The sequence below is a fragment of the Streptomyces sp. NPDC008313 genome (genome assembly GCF_042956125.1).
In the GTDB taxonomy this organism is placed as follows: domain Bacteria; phylum Actinomycetota; class Actinomycetes; order Streptomycetales; family Streptomycetaceae; genus Streptomyces.
The window spans coordinates 59,452-77,173 of sequence record NZ_JBIBFR010000021.1 but is presented as its reverse complement, the minus strand read 5'-3'; the positions used below and the strand labels follow the sequence as shown (position 1 = coordinate 77,173).

The following is a 17,722-nucleotide window of genomic DNA, read 5'->3' as shown; positions in this document are numbered from 1 at the left end:
CGAGGCCGCGGCAGGAGCGCCCGCGGACGGAAGTTGACCGGCCACCGCGAGGGGCCGAGAAGAGAGTGACGATGACGGAGGCACGGGGGTCGGCCGGACCGAACGGCACGACGCACGCCCGGAGAAGCCCCGGCACACCCTGCTGGGTGAGCCTGATGGTGCACGGCATGGAGGCGACCCAGGAGTTCTACGGGGAGCTGTTCGGCTGGGAGTTCCGGCCCGGACCCCCGCAACTCGGCCCGTACGCGCGAGCGGAGATCGAGGGCCAGGACGTCGCCGGCATCGGCCAACTGCCGCCGGACCGGCACCTGCCCGTCGCCTGGACCCCGTACCTCGCCTCCGACGACGTGGGCGTGACGGCCGAGTCGGTGCGGCACTGCGGCGGCACCGTGGGAGTCGGCCCGCTGGACGCCGGTGAGGCGGGCCGGCTGGTGATCGCCTCCGATCCCACCGGGGCCGTCTTCGGCGTCTGGCAGGCAGCGGCCCACCTCGGCACCGACATCACCGGAGTCCCGGGCACACCCGCCTGGAACGAGCTGCTCACCCGCGACACGGTCAGCGTCGGCAAGTTCTACCAGGCCGTGTTCGGCTACGAGGAGATCGCGGCCGACCCGGACGGCATCGACTACCTGACGCTGCGGGTCGACGGCCGCCCGGTCGCCGGCATCCACGGCGTCGGCCGTGCCCTGCCCCGCGACCGCGGACCCCACTGGATGACCTACTTCGAGACCGCCGACGTCGACGCCGCCTCTGCCCGCGTCACCGCACTCGGCGGCCGGCTCGTCACCCCGCCCCACGACTCCCCGCACGGCCGCCTCAGCACGGTCGTGGACCCGGAGGGCGCGAGGTTCTCCCTGGTGCACACGGACCGCTGAGGACTCGGAGAAGGGGGCCGGCATCCTGCTCACGGTCCCGCGTGAGGCAGGGGCGGGGTTCATCGGGCCGGCCTCGCCGGAGCGGCGCGTCCGGCACTCGTACGGGCGAAAGAGCCCTGTCCGGCCACGGCTGGAATAGCAGTGGCCCGCCCCATGTTGCCGCGCTCATGACGACAGACGCGCCTACGACGAACGCGCCGCGGCCCGAAGTGCTGCGCTACACCGCCTTCTCCAGCAGCCCCGACGGCGGAAACCCCGCCGGTGTCGTCCTGGACGCCACCGGTCTGAACGACGCGGACATGCTGGCCCTCGCCGCCGGACTCGGGTACTCCGAGTCCGCGTTCCTGACCGCGCCGCCGGAGGGCCTCGGCGGACCGGAGGGACGGGCGTACCGTCTCCGTTACTTCAGCCCGAAGGCCGAGGTGCCGTTCTGCGGGCACGCCACCGTCGCGACCGCCGTCGCACTCGCCGAGCGGATCGGCCCCGGGGAGATGGTCTTCGCGACGCCCGCGGGGACCGTGCCGGTGGAGGTGACCGACGAGGACGGGACGGTCAGGGTCGTCCTCACCAGCGTGGAACCGCACGTCGAGCAGATCGCCGGCACGGACCTCGCGGAGGCGCTCGCCGCTCTCGACTGGGCCGCCACCGATCTGGATCCGGCCTTCCCGCCCCGAATCGCGTTCGCCGGGGCCCGCCACCTCGTGCTCGCGGCGGCGACGCGCGCCCGTCTCGCGGACCTGTCCTACGACTTCGCGCGCCTCGAAGCGCTGATGCACCGACTGGACCTGACCACCGTCCAGTTGGTGTGGCGGGAGTCGGCCACCGTCTTCCACGCCCGTGACCCGTTTCCCGTCGGCGGCGTCGTCGAGGACCCGGCGACCGGTGCCGCGGCCGCCGCGTTCGGCGCCTACCTGCGTGAGTTCGGCCTCGTCCCCGAGGACGCCGTCCTCACCCTGCACCAGGGCGAGGACCTCGGCCGCCCCGGCGAACTCACCGTGACGCTGCGCGCGGGTGACCGCCGGGTGAGGGTCGGCGGCACGGGAGCGCGCATCGGCTGACCGCGCCCCGGCCGGCCGGGCACGGCCCGACCGCGTCCGGTCAGGTGGACGACACCGGCAGCACGTCCGGTGACAGGGCGCTCGCGTGGGCCGACGCGGCTGTCATGCGGCGGCGGTGGTGGCGGCGGCAGAGGACCTCGTAGCCGATCGCGTCGGACTGGTTGACGTCGCCCACGACCACCTGGGCGCCCTCGACGACCATGGTGCCGCCTATGGTCCGGGCGTTGTGCGTGGCGCGGGCACCGCACCAGCACAGGGCCTCGACCTGGAGGACCTCGACGCGGTCGGCGAGTTCCACCAGCCGCTGCGAACCGGGGAAGAGCTTCGAGCGGAAGTCCGTGGTGATGCCGAAGGCGAAGACGTCGATGTCCAGGTCGTCGACCACGTGGGCCAGCTGGTCGATCTGCTCGGGGGCCAGGAACTGGGCCTCGTCCGCGATCACGTAGTCGGCGCGGCCGCCCCGGGAGAGATGGTCGACGAGGTACGCGTACACGTCCTGGTCGTGCTCCACCTCCACCGCGTCCGTGACCAGCCCGAGCCGTGAGGAGAGCTTCCCCTCCCCCGCCCGGTCGTCCCGCGTGAAGATCACGCCCTGCAGCCCACGCGCCGAACGGTTGTGCTCGATCTGCAGAGCCAGTGTCGACTTCCCGCAGTCCATCGTTCCGGAGAAGAACACCAGCTCGGGCATGACGGGGTGGGAACCTTTCGGCGGCGGGAGGCGGGAAGCAGGAGACAGGAGGGACAGCGGGGAACGGGGAGCGGGCGGGGTCAGGAGCGTACTTGGAGGAGCGGGACGAGCTGCTCCGCGGGGGTCATCGAGCCGTGGTTGCCGACCATCGAGGACTCCTTCGGTTCCCGCTCGGACGCGATGAGCAGGACGTCGTCCCGGGCCGCCGCGACGACGTCGCCGATGCGCGCGTACACCCGCTCGTCGATCCTCGGTCCGAACCAGCCGGCCGCGATCGCCTCGTCCCGGGAGGCCACCCAGAACTGCTCGCCCAGCACCTCGCGCCAGCACGTCAGCACGTCGGCCTCGGCGCCCGGCACCGCGTAGACGTGGCGGGCGCGGCCCTCGCCGCCCAGCAGGGCGACGCCGGCGCTCAGCTCCCAGTCCTCGTCGAAGTCGATGCGGTGCTGCTCGTCGAACGGGATGTCGATCATGCCGTGGTCGGCGGTCACGTACAGGGCGGTGCGGGGCGGCAGCTGCTCGGCCAGGCGCTGGACCAGGCGGTCGACGTACATGAGCTGACCGCGCCAGGCGTCGGAGTCGACGCCGAAGCGGTGGCCCTTGCCGTCGACCTCGGCGTAGTACGTGTAGACGAGGGAGCGGTCGCCCGCGGCCAGCTGCAGCGCCGCGAGGTCCATGCGCTCCTCGCCGGAGAGCCGGCCGTGGAACGTGCCGCCGCTGAGCGCGACCTGGGTGAGCGGGGTGTTCTGGAAGGTCGGGGACGAGACCTGGGCGGTGTGCACGCCGGCGGCGTCCGCGAGCTGGAACACCGTCGGATGGGGCTGCCAGGTGCGCGGCGCGGTCCACGGGTTCCAGCGGAGCTGGTTCATCAGGGCGCCGGTCGCCGGGTCGCGCACCGTGTAGCCGGGCAGGCCGTGCGCGCCGGGCGGCAGGCCCGTGCCGACCGAGGCCAGGGAGGTGGCGGTGGTCGCGGGGTACCCGGCGGTGATCGGCCGGCCGGTGCCGCCGCGGGACGACTCCAGCAGAGAGGCCATGAAGGGCGCCTCGTCCGGATGCGCCCTCAGCTGCTCCCAGCCGAGTCCGTCGATCAGGAACACGCAGTTGCGGTCGGCCGCGGTCAGCTCCGGTATCGCGGCGGTCAGACCGGGGACCTCCATGCCGGCCGCGAGGGTCGGCAGCAGATCGGCGAGCGAACCGGATCCGTACTCCGGTACGGGTGCGGAGGCGAGGGGGAGCGGCTCCGGGTGGTCCCAGACAGGCAGTGCCATCAGCGCGCGACGTCCGCGGTCGCCTCGGAGAGGGCCTGGGCGAAGGCGAGGGCCTGGCGGACCGTCTCGGGGCCGTCACCGGCCTCGCTGACGCGCAGGCTGAGGTCGTCCGCCGTCGAGTTGCCCGTGTAGCCGTGGTCGGCTTCGCAGTTCGGGTCGCCGCAGGCGGCGGGCTCCAGGTCGATGCGGGACACCGCGCCCCAGCCGATGGTCAGGACGACCTCGCGGGGCAGCGTGCCCGGCTTGTACGACTCGGGGTTGCCGACGACGCGGCTGACGACGACCGACGAGATCCGGCCGATCTTCACGGATTCGGTCGACGTGGTGGCGTAGGGCGTCGGCGAGGTGGTGTCGGCGTTCTGCTCGTCGGTGTGGCTGACGATGAAGCGGTTGCCGGTGAGGACCAGCACCGTGACGTGCCGGCGCACCTCGTTCGCGTCGAACGTCGTCTCCTGGTGCACCAGGTACGACCGGATGGCCTCGCCGCCGACGGCGGCCTCCACCGCCTCGGCCACGAGCGCCGGGTAGTAGCCGCTGCGCTCGATCGCCGCTCGCAGCCCCTGGGTCGTCGTACTGGTCTTGGCCATGCCGTCCATCCTACGGTGACCCACTGACTGCCAGGCACCGCTCGGTCCGGTGCGGGCACGGGCCGCGGGAAGCGGCGGCGGCCCGGGCCCGCCGCCGGGAGGGCGGGTCAGTAGACGGGGAGCGTGCGGGGGCCGAGGTCGTCGCGGGCGGGGGCCCGGGCGAGCCGGACGGTCGCGCCGAGCACGCTCAGCCCGTGCGGGGCGACGACGACCGGCTCCAGGGCGACGGCGACCACCTCGGGGTGGTCGTCGACCAGCCGTGACAGCCGCAGCATGAGTTCCTCGAGCGCCGCCGTGTCCACCGGTGCCGAGCCCCGCCAGCCGAACAGGAGCGGTGCCGTCCGGATCGACCGCACCAGCGAGCCCGCCTCCCGGTCGGTGACCGGGATCAGCCGGTGCCCCGTGTCCTGCAGCAGCTCCGAGGCGGCTCCGGCGAGCCCGAACGACAGCACGGCGCCCGCCGCCGGATCGATCACCGCCCGTACGACCGTGTCGACGCCGCGCGGTGCCATGGCCTGCACGACCGGGCGCAGCACGCGCGGCGGACCGAAGAGTTCCGTCAGCTCCGCGTAGGCGCGGCGCAGCTGGTCCTCGTCGGCGAGGTCCAGGCGCACGCCGCCCAGGTCGGCGCGGTGCCGCAGATGCGGTGCGGTGGTCTTGAGGGCGACCGGGTAGCCGAGGGTGCGCGCCGCCGCCACGGCGTCCTCGGGGTTGGGGGCTTCCAGGGCCCGGTGGACGTCGATGCCGTAGCGGCCGAGCAGGGCCCGGGTGCCGGCGGCGTCGAGGGTGAGGGCGTCGCCGCCGGTCAGGAGCCGGTCGATCTGCTCGGCGGCGCCCTTCTCGTCGATGTCGTCGTACTCGGGCACCTTGCCGGGCTCGCTCGCGTCACGCCGCCACTGGGCGTAGCGCACCGCTTCGGAGAGGGCGCGCACGGCCCGCTCGGCGGCCGGGTAGGCGGGGATGAGGCGGGCGTCCTCGGGAGGCTCGGCGGGCGGGCGCCCGGCGCCGACGGGCGGGGCGGCCGTGGACGCGGTGCCGGGCGTCGCGACGCCGCGGGGGGACTCCAGACCGGACCTGGCGGCGGCGGACAGTGCCTCGGCCAGTCCGCCGAGCTCGACGTGGACCACGAGGACGGGCTTCGCCGGCGCGTCGGCCGTCGCCGAGCGCAGGGCGGCGGCGAGCGCCGCGTCGGCCGCGGACGTCTCCCCCACGGCGGGGATCGCGGTGACCACCACCGCGTCGCAGCCGTCGTCGGCCAGCGCCCGCGCGAGGGCGGCGTGGAAGTCCTCGGCCGAGGCCGCCGTCGTCAGGTCCAGCGGGGGCAGCGGCCGCAGCCCCTCGGCGAGGCAGGCGTCGTACGTGAGCAGGCCGAGCGACTCGGAGTTCCCGAGGATCGCCACGCGCGGGCCGGCGGGCAGGGGCTGGCGGGCCAGCAGCAGCCCCGCGTCGACCAGTTCGGTGATGGTGTCCACCCGGATGACCCCGGCCTGCCGCAGCAGCGCGGAGACCGTGGCGTGCGGCAGCCGGGTCGCCCGGACGGCGTGCCCCTGGGGGGCCGCGCCGCCGTGCCGGGCGCCCTGCACCACGACCACGGGTTTCGCCGCCGCGGTCCGCCGCGCGAGCCGGGTGAACTTGCGCGGGTTGCCGATGGACTCCAGGTACATCAGGGCGACATCGGTGTCGGGGTCGTCGTACCAGTACTGGAGGACGTCGTTGCCGGACACGTCCGCGCGGTTTCCGGAGGAGACGAAGGTGGACACACCAGTGACGCCGGTGACACCGCCGCCGCGCCGGTGCAGCCGGGACAGCAGGGCGATACCGATGGCCCCGGACTGGGCGAACAGGCCTATCCGTCCGGGCCGCGGCATCTCCGGCGCCAGGGACGCGTTGAGCCGGACGCCGGGTGCCGTGTTGATGATCCCGAAGGCGTTCGGTCCGACGACGCGCATGCCGTACGTCCGGGCCTGGCGCACGAGTTCGCGCTGGCGCTCACGCCCCTCGGGGCCGCTCTCCGCGTACCCGGCGGAGACGACCACGACCCCCTGCACACCGTGCTCCCCGCATTCCTTCACGACCTCGGGGACGTGCGCGGCGGGGACGGCGACGACGGCCAGGTCGACGGGCTCGGCGATGTCGCGGACGGACCGGTGGGCCGGTACGCCGTCGATCTCCTTCTCCTCGACCGCCTTGTTGACCGCGTACAGACGGCCGGTGTAGCCGGCCTCGCGGAGGTTGGCGAGCACGCTGCGCCCGACGCCTCCCGGCGTGCGGCCCGCGCCGACGACGGCGACCGCGCCGGGGGCGAGCAGCCGGTGCACCGACCGTGCCTCGGCACGCTGCTCCCGCGCGCGCTGCACGGCGAGGGAGCGGTCCGTCGGCTCCAGGTCGAACTCCAGCCGTACGACTCCGTCCTCGAAGCTGCGCTTCTGCTGGTACCCGGCGTCCGTGAAGACCTTGATCATCTTGTTGTTGGCGGGGAGCACCTCGGCGGCGAACCTGCGGATGCCCCGCTCGCGCGCCACCGCCGCGATGTGTTCGAGCAGGGCGGAGGCGACGCCGCGGCCCTGGTGGGCGTCCTGGACGAGGAAGGCGACCTCGGCCTCGTCGGCGGGCGCGGAGGCGGGCCGGCCGTCGGCGCTGATGCGGTCGTAGCGCACGGTGGCGATGAACTCCCCGCCCACCGTGGCCGCGAGCCCCACCCGGTCGACGAAGTCGTGGTGCGTGAAGCGGTGGACGTCCTTGGCGGACAGCCGCGGGTACGGCGCGAAGAACCGGTAGTACTTCGACTCCGCCGACACCTGCCCGTAGAAGCTCACGAGGCGGTCGGCGTCGTCGACGGTGATGGGTCTGATGCGCGCGGTGCCACCGTCGCGCAGCACCACGTCGGCCTCCCAGTGGGCGGGGTACTCGTGCCGGTCCGACGAGGTCTGCATGGGCCCCAGAGTACGGCTCGCGTCCGGCAACGGCGCGAGGCAGGCTGTGGGGGCGAGCGGCCCGCGACGGCCGGGCCCGCGCGGGCACGCCTCACGGTATGGAACACTGGTCTAGACAACTTGAGCCACCTGAAGGGCAGCATCACATGGCTGAGCGCCGCGTCAACGTCGGCTGGGCCGAGGGTCTCCACGCCCGCCCCGCCTCCATCTTCGTCCGGGCGACCACGGCCTCCGGCGTCCCCGTGACGATCGCCAGGGCCGACGGCACCCCCGTCAACGCGGCCTCCATGCTCGCGGTCCTCGGCCTGGGCGCCCAGGGCGGCGAGGAGATCGTGCTCGCCTCCGACGCCGAGGGTGCGGACGCCGCCCTCGACCGTCTGGCGAAGCTGGTCGCCGAGGGACTGGACGAGCTGCCCGAGACGGTCTGAACGGTCTGAGCCCGGCCCGAGCCGGTTCAGGCCGGGGCGGGAGCACGCTTCGGCACGCCTCCCCCGGAACGCTTTCGTGAGGGTCCGCCCGGAACTACGGGCGGACCCTCACGCATGTTCGGTGCCGGGTGCCGGGTGCCTGATGCCTGATGCCGGGTGCCGTGCCGGGTGTCCGGTGCCTGGTGCCGGGTGTCCGGTGCCTGGTGCCGGGTGTCCGGTGCCTGGTGCCGGGTGTCCGGTGCCTGGTGTCGGGCGGCCCGGTGGGCGAGCGGTGGGCGAGCGCTGGACGAGCGGATGCGGGTGGCAGCACACGAGCAGCGTGCGTCAGCGTGCGGGCAGCGGAGAGGTTCACCGCGAAATTCGCCGGCCTGCCGCGTTCTTCGCCGCCGATATCCGCCGTGAGCCTTTGCCTCCGGTTTTCACCTCCGGCTTTCCCCTTCGCCTTTTCGCCTCCGCCTTTTCGCCACCGCGGTTCTGCCCGCCTTTGCCGCCAGTCTTTGTATAGAGCCCTTCTGTTAATACCGCGGGCCCGTCGTGTGTACGGGATGTTGCGAAGTCCTCACGCGTTCCCGGTCTCCCCCGCCGGAAAGGCGGAACCGGTGCGTGGCCATGACGCGCTCGGTGTGCAGGGCGGTGACCGCGCGGGCCCGCTCGCCGTCCCCGCGCGCCACGGCGTCGACGATCGAGCCGTACTCGGTCCAGGACTCCGCCGGATCGGCCGGCGTCTCGACCGCGTACATCCAGGCGATCTTGCGCCGCAGCTGCGCGAGGGTCGAGGTCAGCGCGGGGCTGCCGGAGGCCTGCGCGAGCGTCTCGTGGAACCAGCCGCCCAGGGAGCGCAGATCCTCGCTGTCGCCCCTGCGGGCACGCTCCCGGCCGAGCCTGACCAGTCCGCGCAGCACCTTGAGGTGGGCCTCGGTGCGGCGCTGGGCGGCGCGGGCGGCTCCGAGCGGCTCCAGCAGCAGCCGCATCTCCAGGAGGTCGGCGGCCTCCTGCTCGGTGGGTTCGGCCACGCACGCGCCCGCGTGCCGGCGGGTGACCACGAAGCCCTCCGCCTCCAGGGTCCGCAGCGCCTCGCGCACCGGGACCCGCGAGACGCCGTAGCGGCGGGCCAGCAGTTCCTCGGTGAGCCGGCCGCCGCGCTCGTGGACACCGGAGACGATGTCGTCCCGGATCGCCGTGCATACCGAGCGCGCGGGAATGCGCATGACCGGCCTCCGTTTTCCGTCCCCGTGAAACGCCGGCGAGCGGCGTGTTCTCACCGATGTTATTGCAGCGGCGCCGCATTTCCGACGGCGATCCGGAATCCGGGGATATTTTCCGGACACGAAGAGAGGGGAACCCTAGAGGCGAACGGAAGGCGTGCGGACGGCGAAACGGGAAACGAGGAACGGGACGGGGTACGGGAGGGCGGGCCACCGGGACGCCGAAGGCCCCGGCTCGGGGAGCCGGGGCCTTCGGGGAGCGCGATGCGCGCGGATGTCTCAGAGGCGGACGCCGTGCGAGCGGAGGTACGCGACGGGGTCGATGTCCGAGCCGTACTCCGCGGTCGTCCGGGCCTCGAAGTGCAGGTGCGGTCCCGTGGTGTTGCCGGTCGCCCCGGAGAGGCCGATCTGCTGGCCGGGGGTGACCGTCTGGCCGACCGAGACGCCGATGGACGACAGGTGGCCGTACTGCGTGTACGTGCCGTCGTGCATCTTGATCACGACGTTGTTGCCGTAGGCGCCGCCCCAGCCCGCCTCGACGACGGTGCCCGAGCCGACCGCGTGCACGGACGTGCCGGAGGCGGCGTGGAAGTCGACGCCCGTGTGGCTGCCGGAGGACCACAGGGAGCTGCTGCTCTGGTAGCCGGTGGAGACGTACGAGCCGGCGATCGGGGCGACGAAGGTGTTGAGACGCTTGCGCTCGGCCTCCCGGGCGGCACGCACCCTCGCCTCGCGCTCCTTCTTGACCTCTTCCTCGGCCTTCTTGAACGCGGCCTCCTCGGCCGCCTTCTCGGCGGCGGCGACCTCTGCGGCCTGCTGCTGCGCGGTGGCCTGCGCGCCGACCTGGTCGGCGACCGAGTCGCCGATGGTGATGGCCTTCGTCAGTCCGGTCTGCTCGACCGAGGCCGGGGCGGCGGCGAGCGCCGGGGAGGCCAGGGTTCCGATGACACCGGTGGTGGTGAGCGCCGCGACGCCGGCGGCGCTCGCGGTGGTGCGGCTCATCCGGCTCGGACGACGGTGTTTCCCGGTGGCACGGGTGAACGCCATGAAGTGGCTGATCCTTTCCTTCCCTCTCGCCTACCGGGTTAGCTGACGGGTTCGGAGCAGGAAGGTCTCCTACGGGTGCCCTGCGGGAGGGCGCCCGATTCACCCCAGGGACTGCGGTGGGTCCCCGGCTCCCCAGGCTCGCGCCATAGGGGACTCGGCGATGACTGTCCGGTGCCGCGGGCGCGGCGCACTGCCTGACGAACAGCCGGACCGACGCTAAGCGCGACCACATTCGAACAACAAACGGATCACGGATTTTGTAGCGTACGCCACAGGGCAGATGGTCAACCTCCCTACCAATACGGACAAACGGCCGGGGCGGGGCGCCGAACGGTTCCACGCGAAGGGGCCCTGACGACCCATCGGCCGTCAGGGCCCCTGCCGGTGCCGGCGCCTCTACTCTGCGGGCACGACGCTCACTTCGCCGATGCCGAGGTCGCGCACCACCTCGGCGATCTGCACGGCGTCGCCCACCAGGACGGTCACCAGACGGTCCACCGGGAAGGCGTTGACGGCGGCCGCGGTGGCCTCCACGGTGCCCGTCTCGGCGAGCTGCTGATACAGCGTCGACTGGTAGTCGTCGGGCAGGTGCTGCTCGACCTGGTCCGCCAGCGTGCCCGCGACGGCTGCCGCCGTCTCGAACTTGAGCGGCGCCACCCCCACGAGGTTCTGCACGGCGACGTCGCGCTCGGCGTCCGTCAGACCGTCGGCGGCGAGGGTGCGCAGGACCTTCCAGAGGTCGTCGAGCGCGGGGCCCGTGTTGGGCGTGTCCACGGATCCGCTGATGGCGAGCAGCGCGGCGCCCGTGCCGTCCGGGGCGGAGCGGAGCACCTGGCCGAACGCCCGTACGCCGTAGGTGTATCCCTTCTCCTCGCGCAGGACACGGTCCAGACGCGAGGTGAGGGTGCCGCCCAGGCAGTACGTGCCGAGCACCTGGGCGGGCCAGACGCGGTCGTGGCGGTCGGCGCCGACACGGCCGATGAGCAGCTGGGTCTGGACGGCGCCGGGGCGGTCCACGATGACGACCCGGCCGGTGTCGTCCGCGGTCACCGCGGGCACCGGGCGGGGTTCGGCGGACGAACCCGTCCAGGAGCCGAGGGTGTCGGCGAGCAGCGCCCCCAGGTCGATGCCGGTGAGGTCGCCGACGACGACGGCGGTGGCCGTGGCGGGGCGGACGTGCTTCTCGTAGAAGGCGCGCACGGCCGCCGAGTCGATGGCCGCGACCGTCTCCTCGGTGCCCTGGCGCGGCCGCGACATACGGGCCGTGACGGGGAACAGCTCCTTGAAGAGCTCCTTCGCGGCGCGGCGGGCGGGGTTGGCCGTCTCGTGCGGGATCTCGTCGAGCCGGTTGCGGACGAGCCGCTCGATCTCGCTGTCGTCGAACGCCGGGGCGCGCAGGGCGTCGGCGACCAGGCCGAGCGCCTTGGCGAGCCGGGACGCGGGGACTTCGAGCGACAGCCGCACGCCGGGGTGGTCGGCGTGCGCGTCGAGGGTGGCGCCGCAGCGCTCGAGCTCGGCGGCGAACTCCTCGGCGGTGTGCTTGTCGGTGCCCTCGGAGAACGCCCGGGCCATGATCGTGGCGATGCCGTCGAGGCCCGCGGGCTCGGCGTCGAGCGGCGCGTCCAGCATCATCTCCACGGCGACGACCTGCTGGCCGGGGCGGTGGCAGCGCAGGACGGTCAGGCCGTTGGCGAGGGCTTCGCGCTCGGGCGCGGGGAAGGCCCAGGGCCTGGCGTCGCCGGCCCGGGGCTGCGGGTGGAGGTCCATGGTCGCGAGCTCGCTCACTTCGCCGACTCCTCGTCCTTGTCGGTGGTCCCGGCGTCGTGGCCGGTGGCGTCCTCCGCGGCGGTCGGCTCGTAGACCAGCACCGCGCGGTTGTCGGGGCGCAGGCGGGCGGCGGCGACCTCTTGGACCTCCTCCGCCGTGATGTCGAGGACGCGCTGCACGGCGGTCAGGGCGAGCTGGGGGTCGCCGAACAGGACGGCGTAGCGGCACAGTTCGTCGGCGCGGCCCGCAACCGTACCCAGCCGGTCCAGCCATTCGCGCTCCAGCTGGGCCTGCGCGCGCTCCATCTCCTCGTCGGTGGGGCCCTCCTCGGCGAAGCGGGCGAGCTCCTCGTCGACGGCGGCCTCGATGACCGGGACCTCGACGTCGCCGGACGTCTTCACGTCGAGCCAGCCCAGGGAGGGGGCTCCGGCGAGGCGCAGCAGCCCGAAGCCCGCCGCGACGGCGGTGCGGTCGCGGCGTACGAGCCGGTTGTAGAGGCGGGACGACTCGCCGCCGCCGAGGACGGTGAGCGCGATGTCGGCCGCGTCGGACGCGCGCGAGCCGTCCTCGGGCAGCCGGTAGGCGGCCATCAGGGCGCGCGCCGGGACGTCCTCCTCGACGACCTCGCGCAGCTGCCCGCCGAGCGTGTCCGGCAGGGAGCCGGCGCGCGGTGCGGGCTTCCCGTCGTGCCCGGGGATGGAGCCGAAGTACTTCTCGATCCAGGCGAGCGTCTGCGCCGGGTCGATGTCGCCGACGACGGACAGGACCGCGTTGTTCGGCGCGTAGTAGGTGCGGAAGAAGGCGCGGGCGTCCTCGAGGGTGGCCGCGTCCAGGTCCGCCATGGACCCGATGGGGGTGTGGTGGTACGGGTGGCCCTCCGGGTAGGCGAGGGCGGTCAGCTTCTCGAAGGCGGTGCCGTAGGGCACGTTGTCGTAGCGCTGGCGGCGCTCGTTCTTGACGACGTCCCGCTGGTTCTCCATCGACTCGTCGTCGAGCGCGACGAGCAGTGAGCCCATGCGGTCGGCCTCCAGCCAGAGAGCGAGCTCCAGCTGGTGGGTGGGCATGGTCTCGAAGTAGTTGGTGCGCTCGAAGCTCGTGGTCCCGTTCAGCGAGCCGCCCGCGCCCTGCACCAGTTCGAAGTGGCCGTTGCCCTTCACCTGGGCCGAGCCCTGGAACATCAGGTGCTCGAAGAGGTGGGCCAGCCCGGTCCGCCCCTTCACCTCGTGGCGGGAGCCGACGTCGTACCAGAGGCACACCGCCGCGACCGGGGTCAGATGGTCCTCGGAGAGCACCACGCGCAGGCCGTTGGCCAGACGGTGCTCGGTCGCTGTCAGGCCGCCGGAGCCTGCCTCGGCTGTGGCCGTGTGACCCATGGGCATATACGTCCCCTCGATCGCGAAAACTGCGGAAATCCTGCCGGTCCTGCCACTGTATGCAAGCGTGCGGACGGCTGGCGAAGTTCCCGCACCGGCTACGCCGACAGCGAGACCCGGGAACGGCGGATCGGGGGGCGCGGCGGCGGCCGCGAGACGCGCTCCTGTGCCGGGCCGGACACGACGGGCCCGGCCCGGGAGTCCGTGCGGAGACCGGGCGGAGACGCCGTGGCGACCGGGCGGGGACGGGGTGGCGACCGGGCGGAGGCGAGGTGGAGCGAGGCCGGTCGCCGGTGGGAAGAGGGCCGGAGTGCGGCCGGAGCGGGCGGGAGTGTGCGGGTTTCGGGAGGGCGTACGCCGTGGTCGCGTACGCTCTGATCAGGGGTGAAGCGCTGGTTCGCACGCCGTTGACGGGGCCCCTCACCGGCCGGTACGGACGGGTCGCGGTCGGGGTTGTCAGTGCGGCGGTCCACAATGGTGCGCGTCAGAACCCGTTCATGCCCCGGCAGAGACTGTGAAGGAGCCGCAGCAGCGATGGCCCGCCGCAGCACGAAGACCCCGCCGCCCGACGACTCGTACGAGGAGAAGATCCTCGACATCGACGTCGTGGACGAAATGCAGGGCTCCTTCCTCGAGTACGCGTATTCGGTCATCTACTCGCGAGCCCTGCCGGACGCCCGGGACGGCATGAAGCCCGTGCACCGCCGCATCGTCTACCAGATGAACGAGATGGGCCTGCGCCCCGACCGCGGCTACGTGAAGTGCGCCCGTGTCGTCGGCGAGGTCATGGGCAAGCTGCACCCGCACGGCGACGCGTCGATCTACGACGCCCTCGTGCGTCTCGCCCAGCCGTTCTCCATGCGCCTGCCTCTGGTCGACGGCCACGGCAACTTCGGTTCCCTCGGCAACGACGACCCGCCGGCCGCGATGCGGTACACCGAGTGCCGGATGGCGGACGCGACGTCCCTGATGACCGAGTCCATCGACGAGGACACGGTCGACTTCGCACCGAACTACGACGGCCAGGAGCAGGAGCCGGGCGTCCTCCCGGCGGCCTACCCGAACCTGCTGGTCAACGGCTCGTCGGGCATCGCCGTCGGTATGGCGACGAACATGCCCCCGCACAATCTCGGCGAGGTCATCGCCGCCGCCCGCCACCTCATCCGCTATCCGGGCGCCGACCTGGAGACGCTGATGAAGCACGTCCCGGGTCCCGACCTGCCCACCGGCGGCCGCATCGTCGGCCTGTCCGGGATCAGGGACGCCTACGAGAAGGGCCGCGGCACCTTCAAGATCCGTGCCACCGTGGCCGTGGAGGACGTGACGGCGCGCCGCAAGGGCCTCGTCGTCACCGAACTGCCCTTCACCGTCGGCCCGGAGAAGGTGATCGCGAAGATCAAGGACCTGGTCGGCTCGAAGAAGCTGCAGGGCATCGCCGACGTCAAGGACCTCACCGACCGTGCGCACGGGCTGCGCCTGGTCATCGAGATCAAGAACGGCTTCGTACCGGAGGCCGTGCTGGAACAGCTCTACAAGCTGACGCCGATGGAGGAGTCCTTCGGCATCAACAACGTGGCCCTGGTGGACGGCCAGCCGCTCACGCTGGGCCTCAAGGAGCTGCTGGAGGTCTACCTCGACCACCGCTTCGAGGTCGTCCGCCGCCGCAGCGAGTTCCGCCGCGGCAAGAAGCGCGACCGGCTGCACCTGGTCGAGGGCCTGCTCGTGGCACTCCTCGACATCGACGAGGTCATCCGGCTGATCCGCTCCAGCGACAACTCCGCGCAGGCGAAGGAGCGCCTGATCGCGCACTTCTCGCTGAGCGAGATCCAGACGCAGTACATCCTGGACACGCCGCTGCGCCGGCTCACCAAGTTCGACCGCATCGAGCTGGAGTCGGAGCGCGACCGGCTGAACGGCGAGATCGACGAGCTGACCGGCATCCTGGAGTCGGACGCCGAGCTGCGCAAGCTGGTCTCCGGTGAACTCGCCGCGGTGGCCAAGAAGTTCGGCACCCCCCGCCGTACGGTGCTCCTGGAGTCCGCGGGCACGCCAGTGGCGGCCGTGCCGCTGCAGGTGGCGGACGACCCGTGCCGCGTCCTGCTCTCCTCCACGGGCCTGCTCGCCCGCACGGCGAACGCCGACCCCTTCGCCGAGGACTCCGACGGCAGACGCACCAAGCACGACGTGATCGTCTCCGCCGTGCCGGCCACGGCCCGGGGCGAGATCGGCGCGGTGACGTCCGCCGGGCGTCTGCTGCGTCTGAACGTCATCGACCTCCCCCGGCTGCCGGAGACTGCCTCGGCGCCCAACCTCGCCGGGGGCGCGCCGATCTCGGAGTTCCTGCCCTCCCTGGAGGCGGGCGAGACGGTGGTCTGCCTGACGACGGTCGACGAGTCCTCTCCCGGGCTCGCGATCGGCACCGAACAGGGCGTCGTCAAGCGCGTGGTCCCGGACTACCCGACCAACAAGGGTGAGCTGGAGGTCATCACGCTCAGGGACGGCGACCGGATCGTCGGCGCCATCGAGCTGCGCACGGGCGAGGAGGACCTGGTCTTCGTCGCGGACGACGCCCAACTGCTGCGCTACCAGGCCTCGCAGGTGCGCCCGCAGGGCCGTGCGGCGGGCGGCATGGCCGGCATCAAGCTGGCCGAGGGGGCGAAGGTGATCTCGTTCACGGCGGTCGACCCGGCCTCGGACGCCGTGGTCTTCACGGTGGCGGGATCGCGGGGCACGCTGGACGACTCGGTGCAGACGACGGCCAAGCTGACCCCGTTCGACCAGTACCCGCGCAAGGGCCGGGCCACGGGCGGCGTGCGCTGCCAGCGCTTCCTGAAGGGCGAGGACTGCCTCTCCCTGGCGTGGGCGGGGCCCGTGCCGGCGCGTGCCGCGCAGAAGAACGGCACCCCGGTCGAGCTTCCGGAGATCGACCCGCGCCGTGACGGCTCGGGCGTGTCCCTCGCGAAGACGGTGTCCGTGGTGGCGGGGCCGGTCTAGGCCGCGGGCCCGGCTTGAGCGGCGGGCCTCCGTAGGCCGGGCGCCCGACCGCTGTGGGCCGGGCACCCGAGGGCTCAGACGCTGTCGGAAAGCTCCGTGTCCTCCCCAGGCCCGGGTTCCCCCGGGTCCCGGGGCTCGGCGTCCTGCTCCTGTACGTAGCGAAGGACGCCCCACATGCTGTGTTCATCGGCGTGCGGGGCGTCCTCCTCGCATGCCCGGAGTTCCTTGCCGAGGGCGAAGGCGTCGATGCCGGAGCCGATGAGCACGAGCTGGGTGACGCGCGGGCCGGCGGCGGCCCACGGCTCCGGATAGAAGCGCAGGAACCGGCCCACGGCGTGCACGCAGTAGCGGTTGTCCCGGTCGTGCGCGCCGAAGTCGACGTACCCCTTGACGCGGTAGAGCCCCTCGGGCCGGCTGTCGAGGAAGGTCATCAGCCGGCGGGGGTCGAGGGGGACGTCGGAGGTGAAGGAGAGGGAGTCGTAGGACGCGTGCAGATGGCCGCCGTGACCGGCGTGCCCGCCCGCGTCCCCGTGCCCGTGTTCGCCGCCGTCCGTCCACTCGTCGTCCGTGCCCTCGTCGTCCGTGTCCTCGTCGTCGCCGGGGAGGTCGTCGAAGGACAGTTGGCCCACGCGTTCCTCGCTCGGCCGGCAGTCGAAGAGGAACTCGGGGTCGACACGCCCGTAGGTGGCGGGTACGACGGCCGCGCGGTCGGCGAGTTCCCGGACGGTGGCGAGGATCTGCTCGCCGTCGGCAGCGCGGTCGAACTTGTTGACGACGACGAGATCGGCGAGGGCCAGGTGCCGGTCGATCTCCGGGTGCTTCTCGCGGGTGCCGTCGAACTCGGCGGCGTCGACCACCTCGACGAGCCCGCCGTACACGATCCGCGGGTGCTCGCTGGCCAGCACCATGCGCACCAGCTCCTGCGGCTCGGCCAGCCCGCTCGCCTCGATGACGATGACGTCGACACCGGCCGCGGGCCGGGCGAGCTTCTCCAGATAGCCGTCGAGCTCACCGGCGTCGACGGCGCAGCACAGGCACCCGTTCCCCAGCGAGACGGTGGAGTCCCCCAGCGCGCCCGCCACGGCCATGGCGTCGATCTCGATCGCCCCGAAGTCGTTGACCACGGCCCCGATCCGGCTGCCTCCGCTGCGGTGCAGCAGATGGTTGAGGAGAGTCGTCTTGCCCGAGCCGAGGAAGCCGGCGAGGACGACGACGGGAATCTGCGGGGAACTGGTCGAACGCAACGAAACCTCTCTCACACCGATGCGCGCGCCGGGGCGTCGGCCGCCGTTCCGTGCCGACGCGCACCGCCGGTGAAGCGGGGAGTGAACCGGCGCTCATACGGAAAACGAATGCCTCACCAGGATACGAGCGGGCCGAACGGTCTGTGGAGTGAACGATTGTTCGCGGCGCTCGCGGGGCACACGTTGAACATGGCGCCGGGAAAAGCGACCCGCACTTCCCTCCGTGCGCCTCCTCTCCGCCTCCCCGCCGATCAG

Annotated in this window: 13 protein-coding genes and 1 riboswitch; of the genes, 4 read left to right on the top strand and 9 right to left on the bottom strand. The window is 72.7% G+C overall.

Annotation, left to right across the window (positions count from 1 at the left end):
• The first annotated feature begins 71 nt into the window (after positions 1–71).
• Both ACFY93_RS25855 and ACFY93_RS25850 read left to right on the top strand, forming a co-directional pair.
• Complete coding sequence (locus tag ACFY93_RS25855; protein ID WP_391363289.1) at positions 72–875, top strand: VOC family protein; 804 nt, start codon at positions 72–74, stop codon at positions 873–875.
• Between the two features lie 167 nt (positions 876–1,042).
• The gene (locus ACFY93_RS25850; RefSeq protein WP_391363287.1) at positions 1,043–1,933 is read left to right on the top strand and encodes a PhzF family phenazine biosynthesis isomerase; all 891 of its coding nucleotides are present in this window, start codon (positions 1,043–1,045) and stop codon (positions 1,931–1,933) included.
• Between the two features lie 40 nt (positions 1,934–1,973).
• On the opposite strand, the gene ACFY93_RS25845 is transcribed toward ACFY93_RS25850, so the two are convergent.
• The 4 genes from ACFY93_RS25845 to ACFY93_RS25830 form a co-directional block, all read right to left on the bottom strand.
• Positions 1,974–2,621 (bottom strand): thymidine kinase, encoded by a 648-nt coding sequence (locus ACFY93_RS25845; RefSeq protein ID WP_391363285.1) that lies wholly within the window; start codon positions 2,619–2,621, stop codon positions 1,974–1,976.
• An 80-nt stretch (positions 2,622–2,701) separates the two neighbouring features.
• Positions 2,702–3,889 (bottom strand): alkaline phosphatase family protein, encoded by a 1,188-nt coding sequence (locus tag ACFY93_RS25840; protein ID WP_391363283.1) that lies wholly within the window; start codon positions 3,887–3,889, stop codon positions 2,702–2,704.
• A complete protein-coding gene (locus tag ACFY93_RS25835; protein WP_391363363.1) occupies positions 3,889–4,485 on the bottom strand; it encodes a DUF5998 family protein in 597 nt (198 codons plus the stop codon). Before ACFY93_RS25835 ends, ACFY93_RS25840 begins: the two co-directional genes overlap by 1 nt.
• A 98-nt stretch (positions 4,486–4,583) precedes the next feature.
• The gene (locus ACFY93_RS25830) at positions 4,584–7,409 is read right to left on the bottom strand and encodes a GNAT family N-acetyltransferase (protein ID WP_391363281.1); all 2,826 of its coding nucleotides are present in this window, start codon (positions 7,407–7,409) and stop codon (positions 4,584–4,586) included.
• A 146-nt stretch (positions 7,410–7,555) separates the two neighbouring features.
• On the opposite strand from ACFY93_RS25830, the gene ACFY93_RS25825 reads away from it, so the two are divergent.
• Positions 7,556–7,837, top strand: a complete 282-nt coding sequence (locus ACFY93_RS25825; RefSeq protein ID WP_391363279.1) for an HPr family phosphocarrier protein — start codon at positions 7,556–7,558, stop codon at positions 7,835–7,837.
• 515 nt (positions 7,838–8,352) lie between these two features.
• Here the strand turns inward: ACFY93_RS25825 and ACFY93_RS25820 are convergent.
• The 4 genes from ACFY93_RS25820 to ACFY93_RS25805 form a co-directional block, all read right to left on the bottom strand.
• Positions 8,353–9,045, bottom strand: coding sequence for an FCD domain-containing protein (locus ACFY93_RS25820; protein ID WP_391363277.1), 693 nt, complete (start codon positions 9,043–9,045; stop codon positions 8,353–8,355).
• Between the two features lie 276 nt (positions 9,046–9,321).
• The gene (locus ACFY93_RS25815) at positions 9,322–10,089 is read right to left on the bottom strand and encodes a peptidoglycan DD-metalloendopeptidase family protein (RefSeq protein ID WP_391363275.1); all 768 of its coding nucleotides are present in this window, start codon (positions 10,087–10,089) and stop codon (positions 9,322–9,324) included.
• 12 nt (positions 10,090–10,101) lie between these two features.
• Positions 10,102–10,259, bottom strand: a riboswitch (cyclic di-AMP (ydaO/yuaA leader).
• Between the two features lie 226 nt (positions 10,260–10,485).
• A complete protein-coding gene (locus ACFY93_RS25810) occupies positions 10,486–11,874 on the bottom strand; it encodes an insulinase family protein (RefSeq protein WP_391363273.1) in 1,389 nt (462 codons plus the stop codon).
• A complete protein-coding gene (locus tag ACFY93_RS25805) occupies positions 11,871–13,235 on the bottom strand; it encodes an insulinase family protein (protein WP_391363271.1) in 1,365 nt (454 codons plus the stop codon). Before ACFY93_RS25805 ends, ACFY93_RS25810 begins: the two co-directional genes overlap by 4 nt.
• Before the next feature lie 528 nt (positions 13,236–13,763).
• Here ACFY93_RS25805 and ACFY93_RS25800 point away from each other — a divergent pair.
• Complete coding sequence (locus ACFY93_RS25800; protein WP_391363269.1) at positions 13,764–16,223, top strand: DNA topoisomerase (ATP-hydrolyzing); 2,460 nt, start codon at positions 13,764–13,766, stop codon at positions 16,221–16,223.
• Between the two features lie 74 nt (positions 16,224–16,297).
• On the opposite strand, the gene ACFY93_RS25795 is transcribed toward ACFY93_RS25800, so the two are convergent.
• Positions 16,298–17,467 (bottom strand): GTP-binding protein, encoded by a 1,170-nt coding sequence (locus ACFY93_RS25795; RefSeq protein ID WP_391363267.1) that lies wholly within the window; start codon positions 17,465–17,467, stop codon positions 16,298–16,300.
• Between the last annotated feature and the right edge of the window lie 255 nt (positions 17,468–17,722).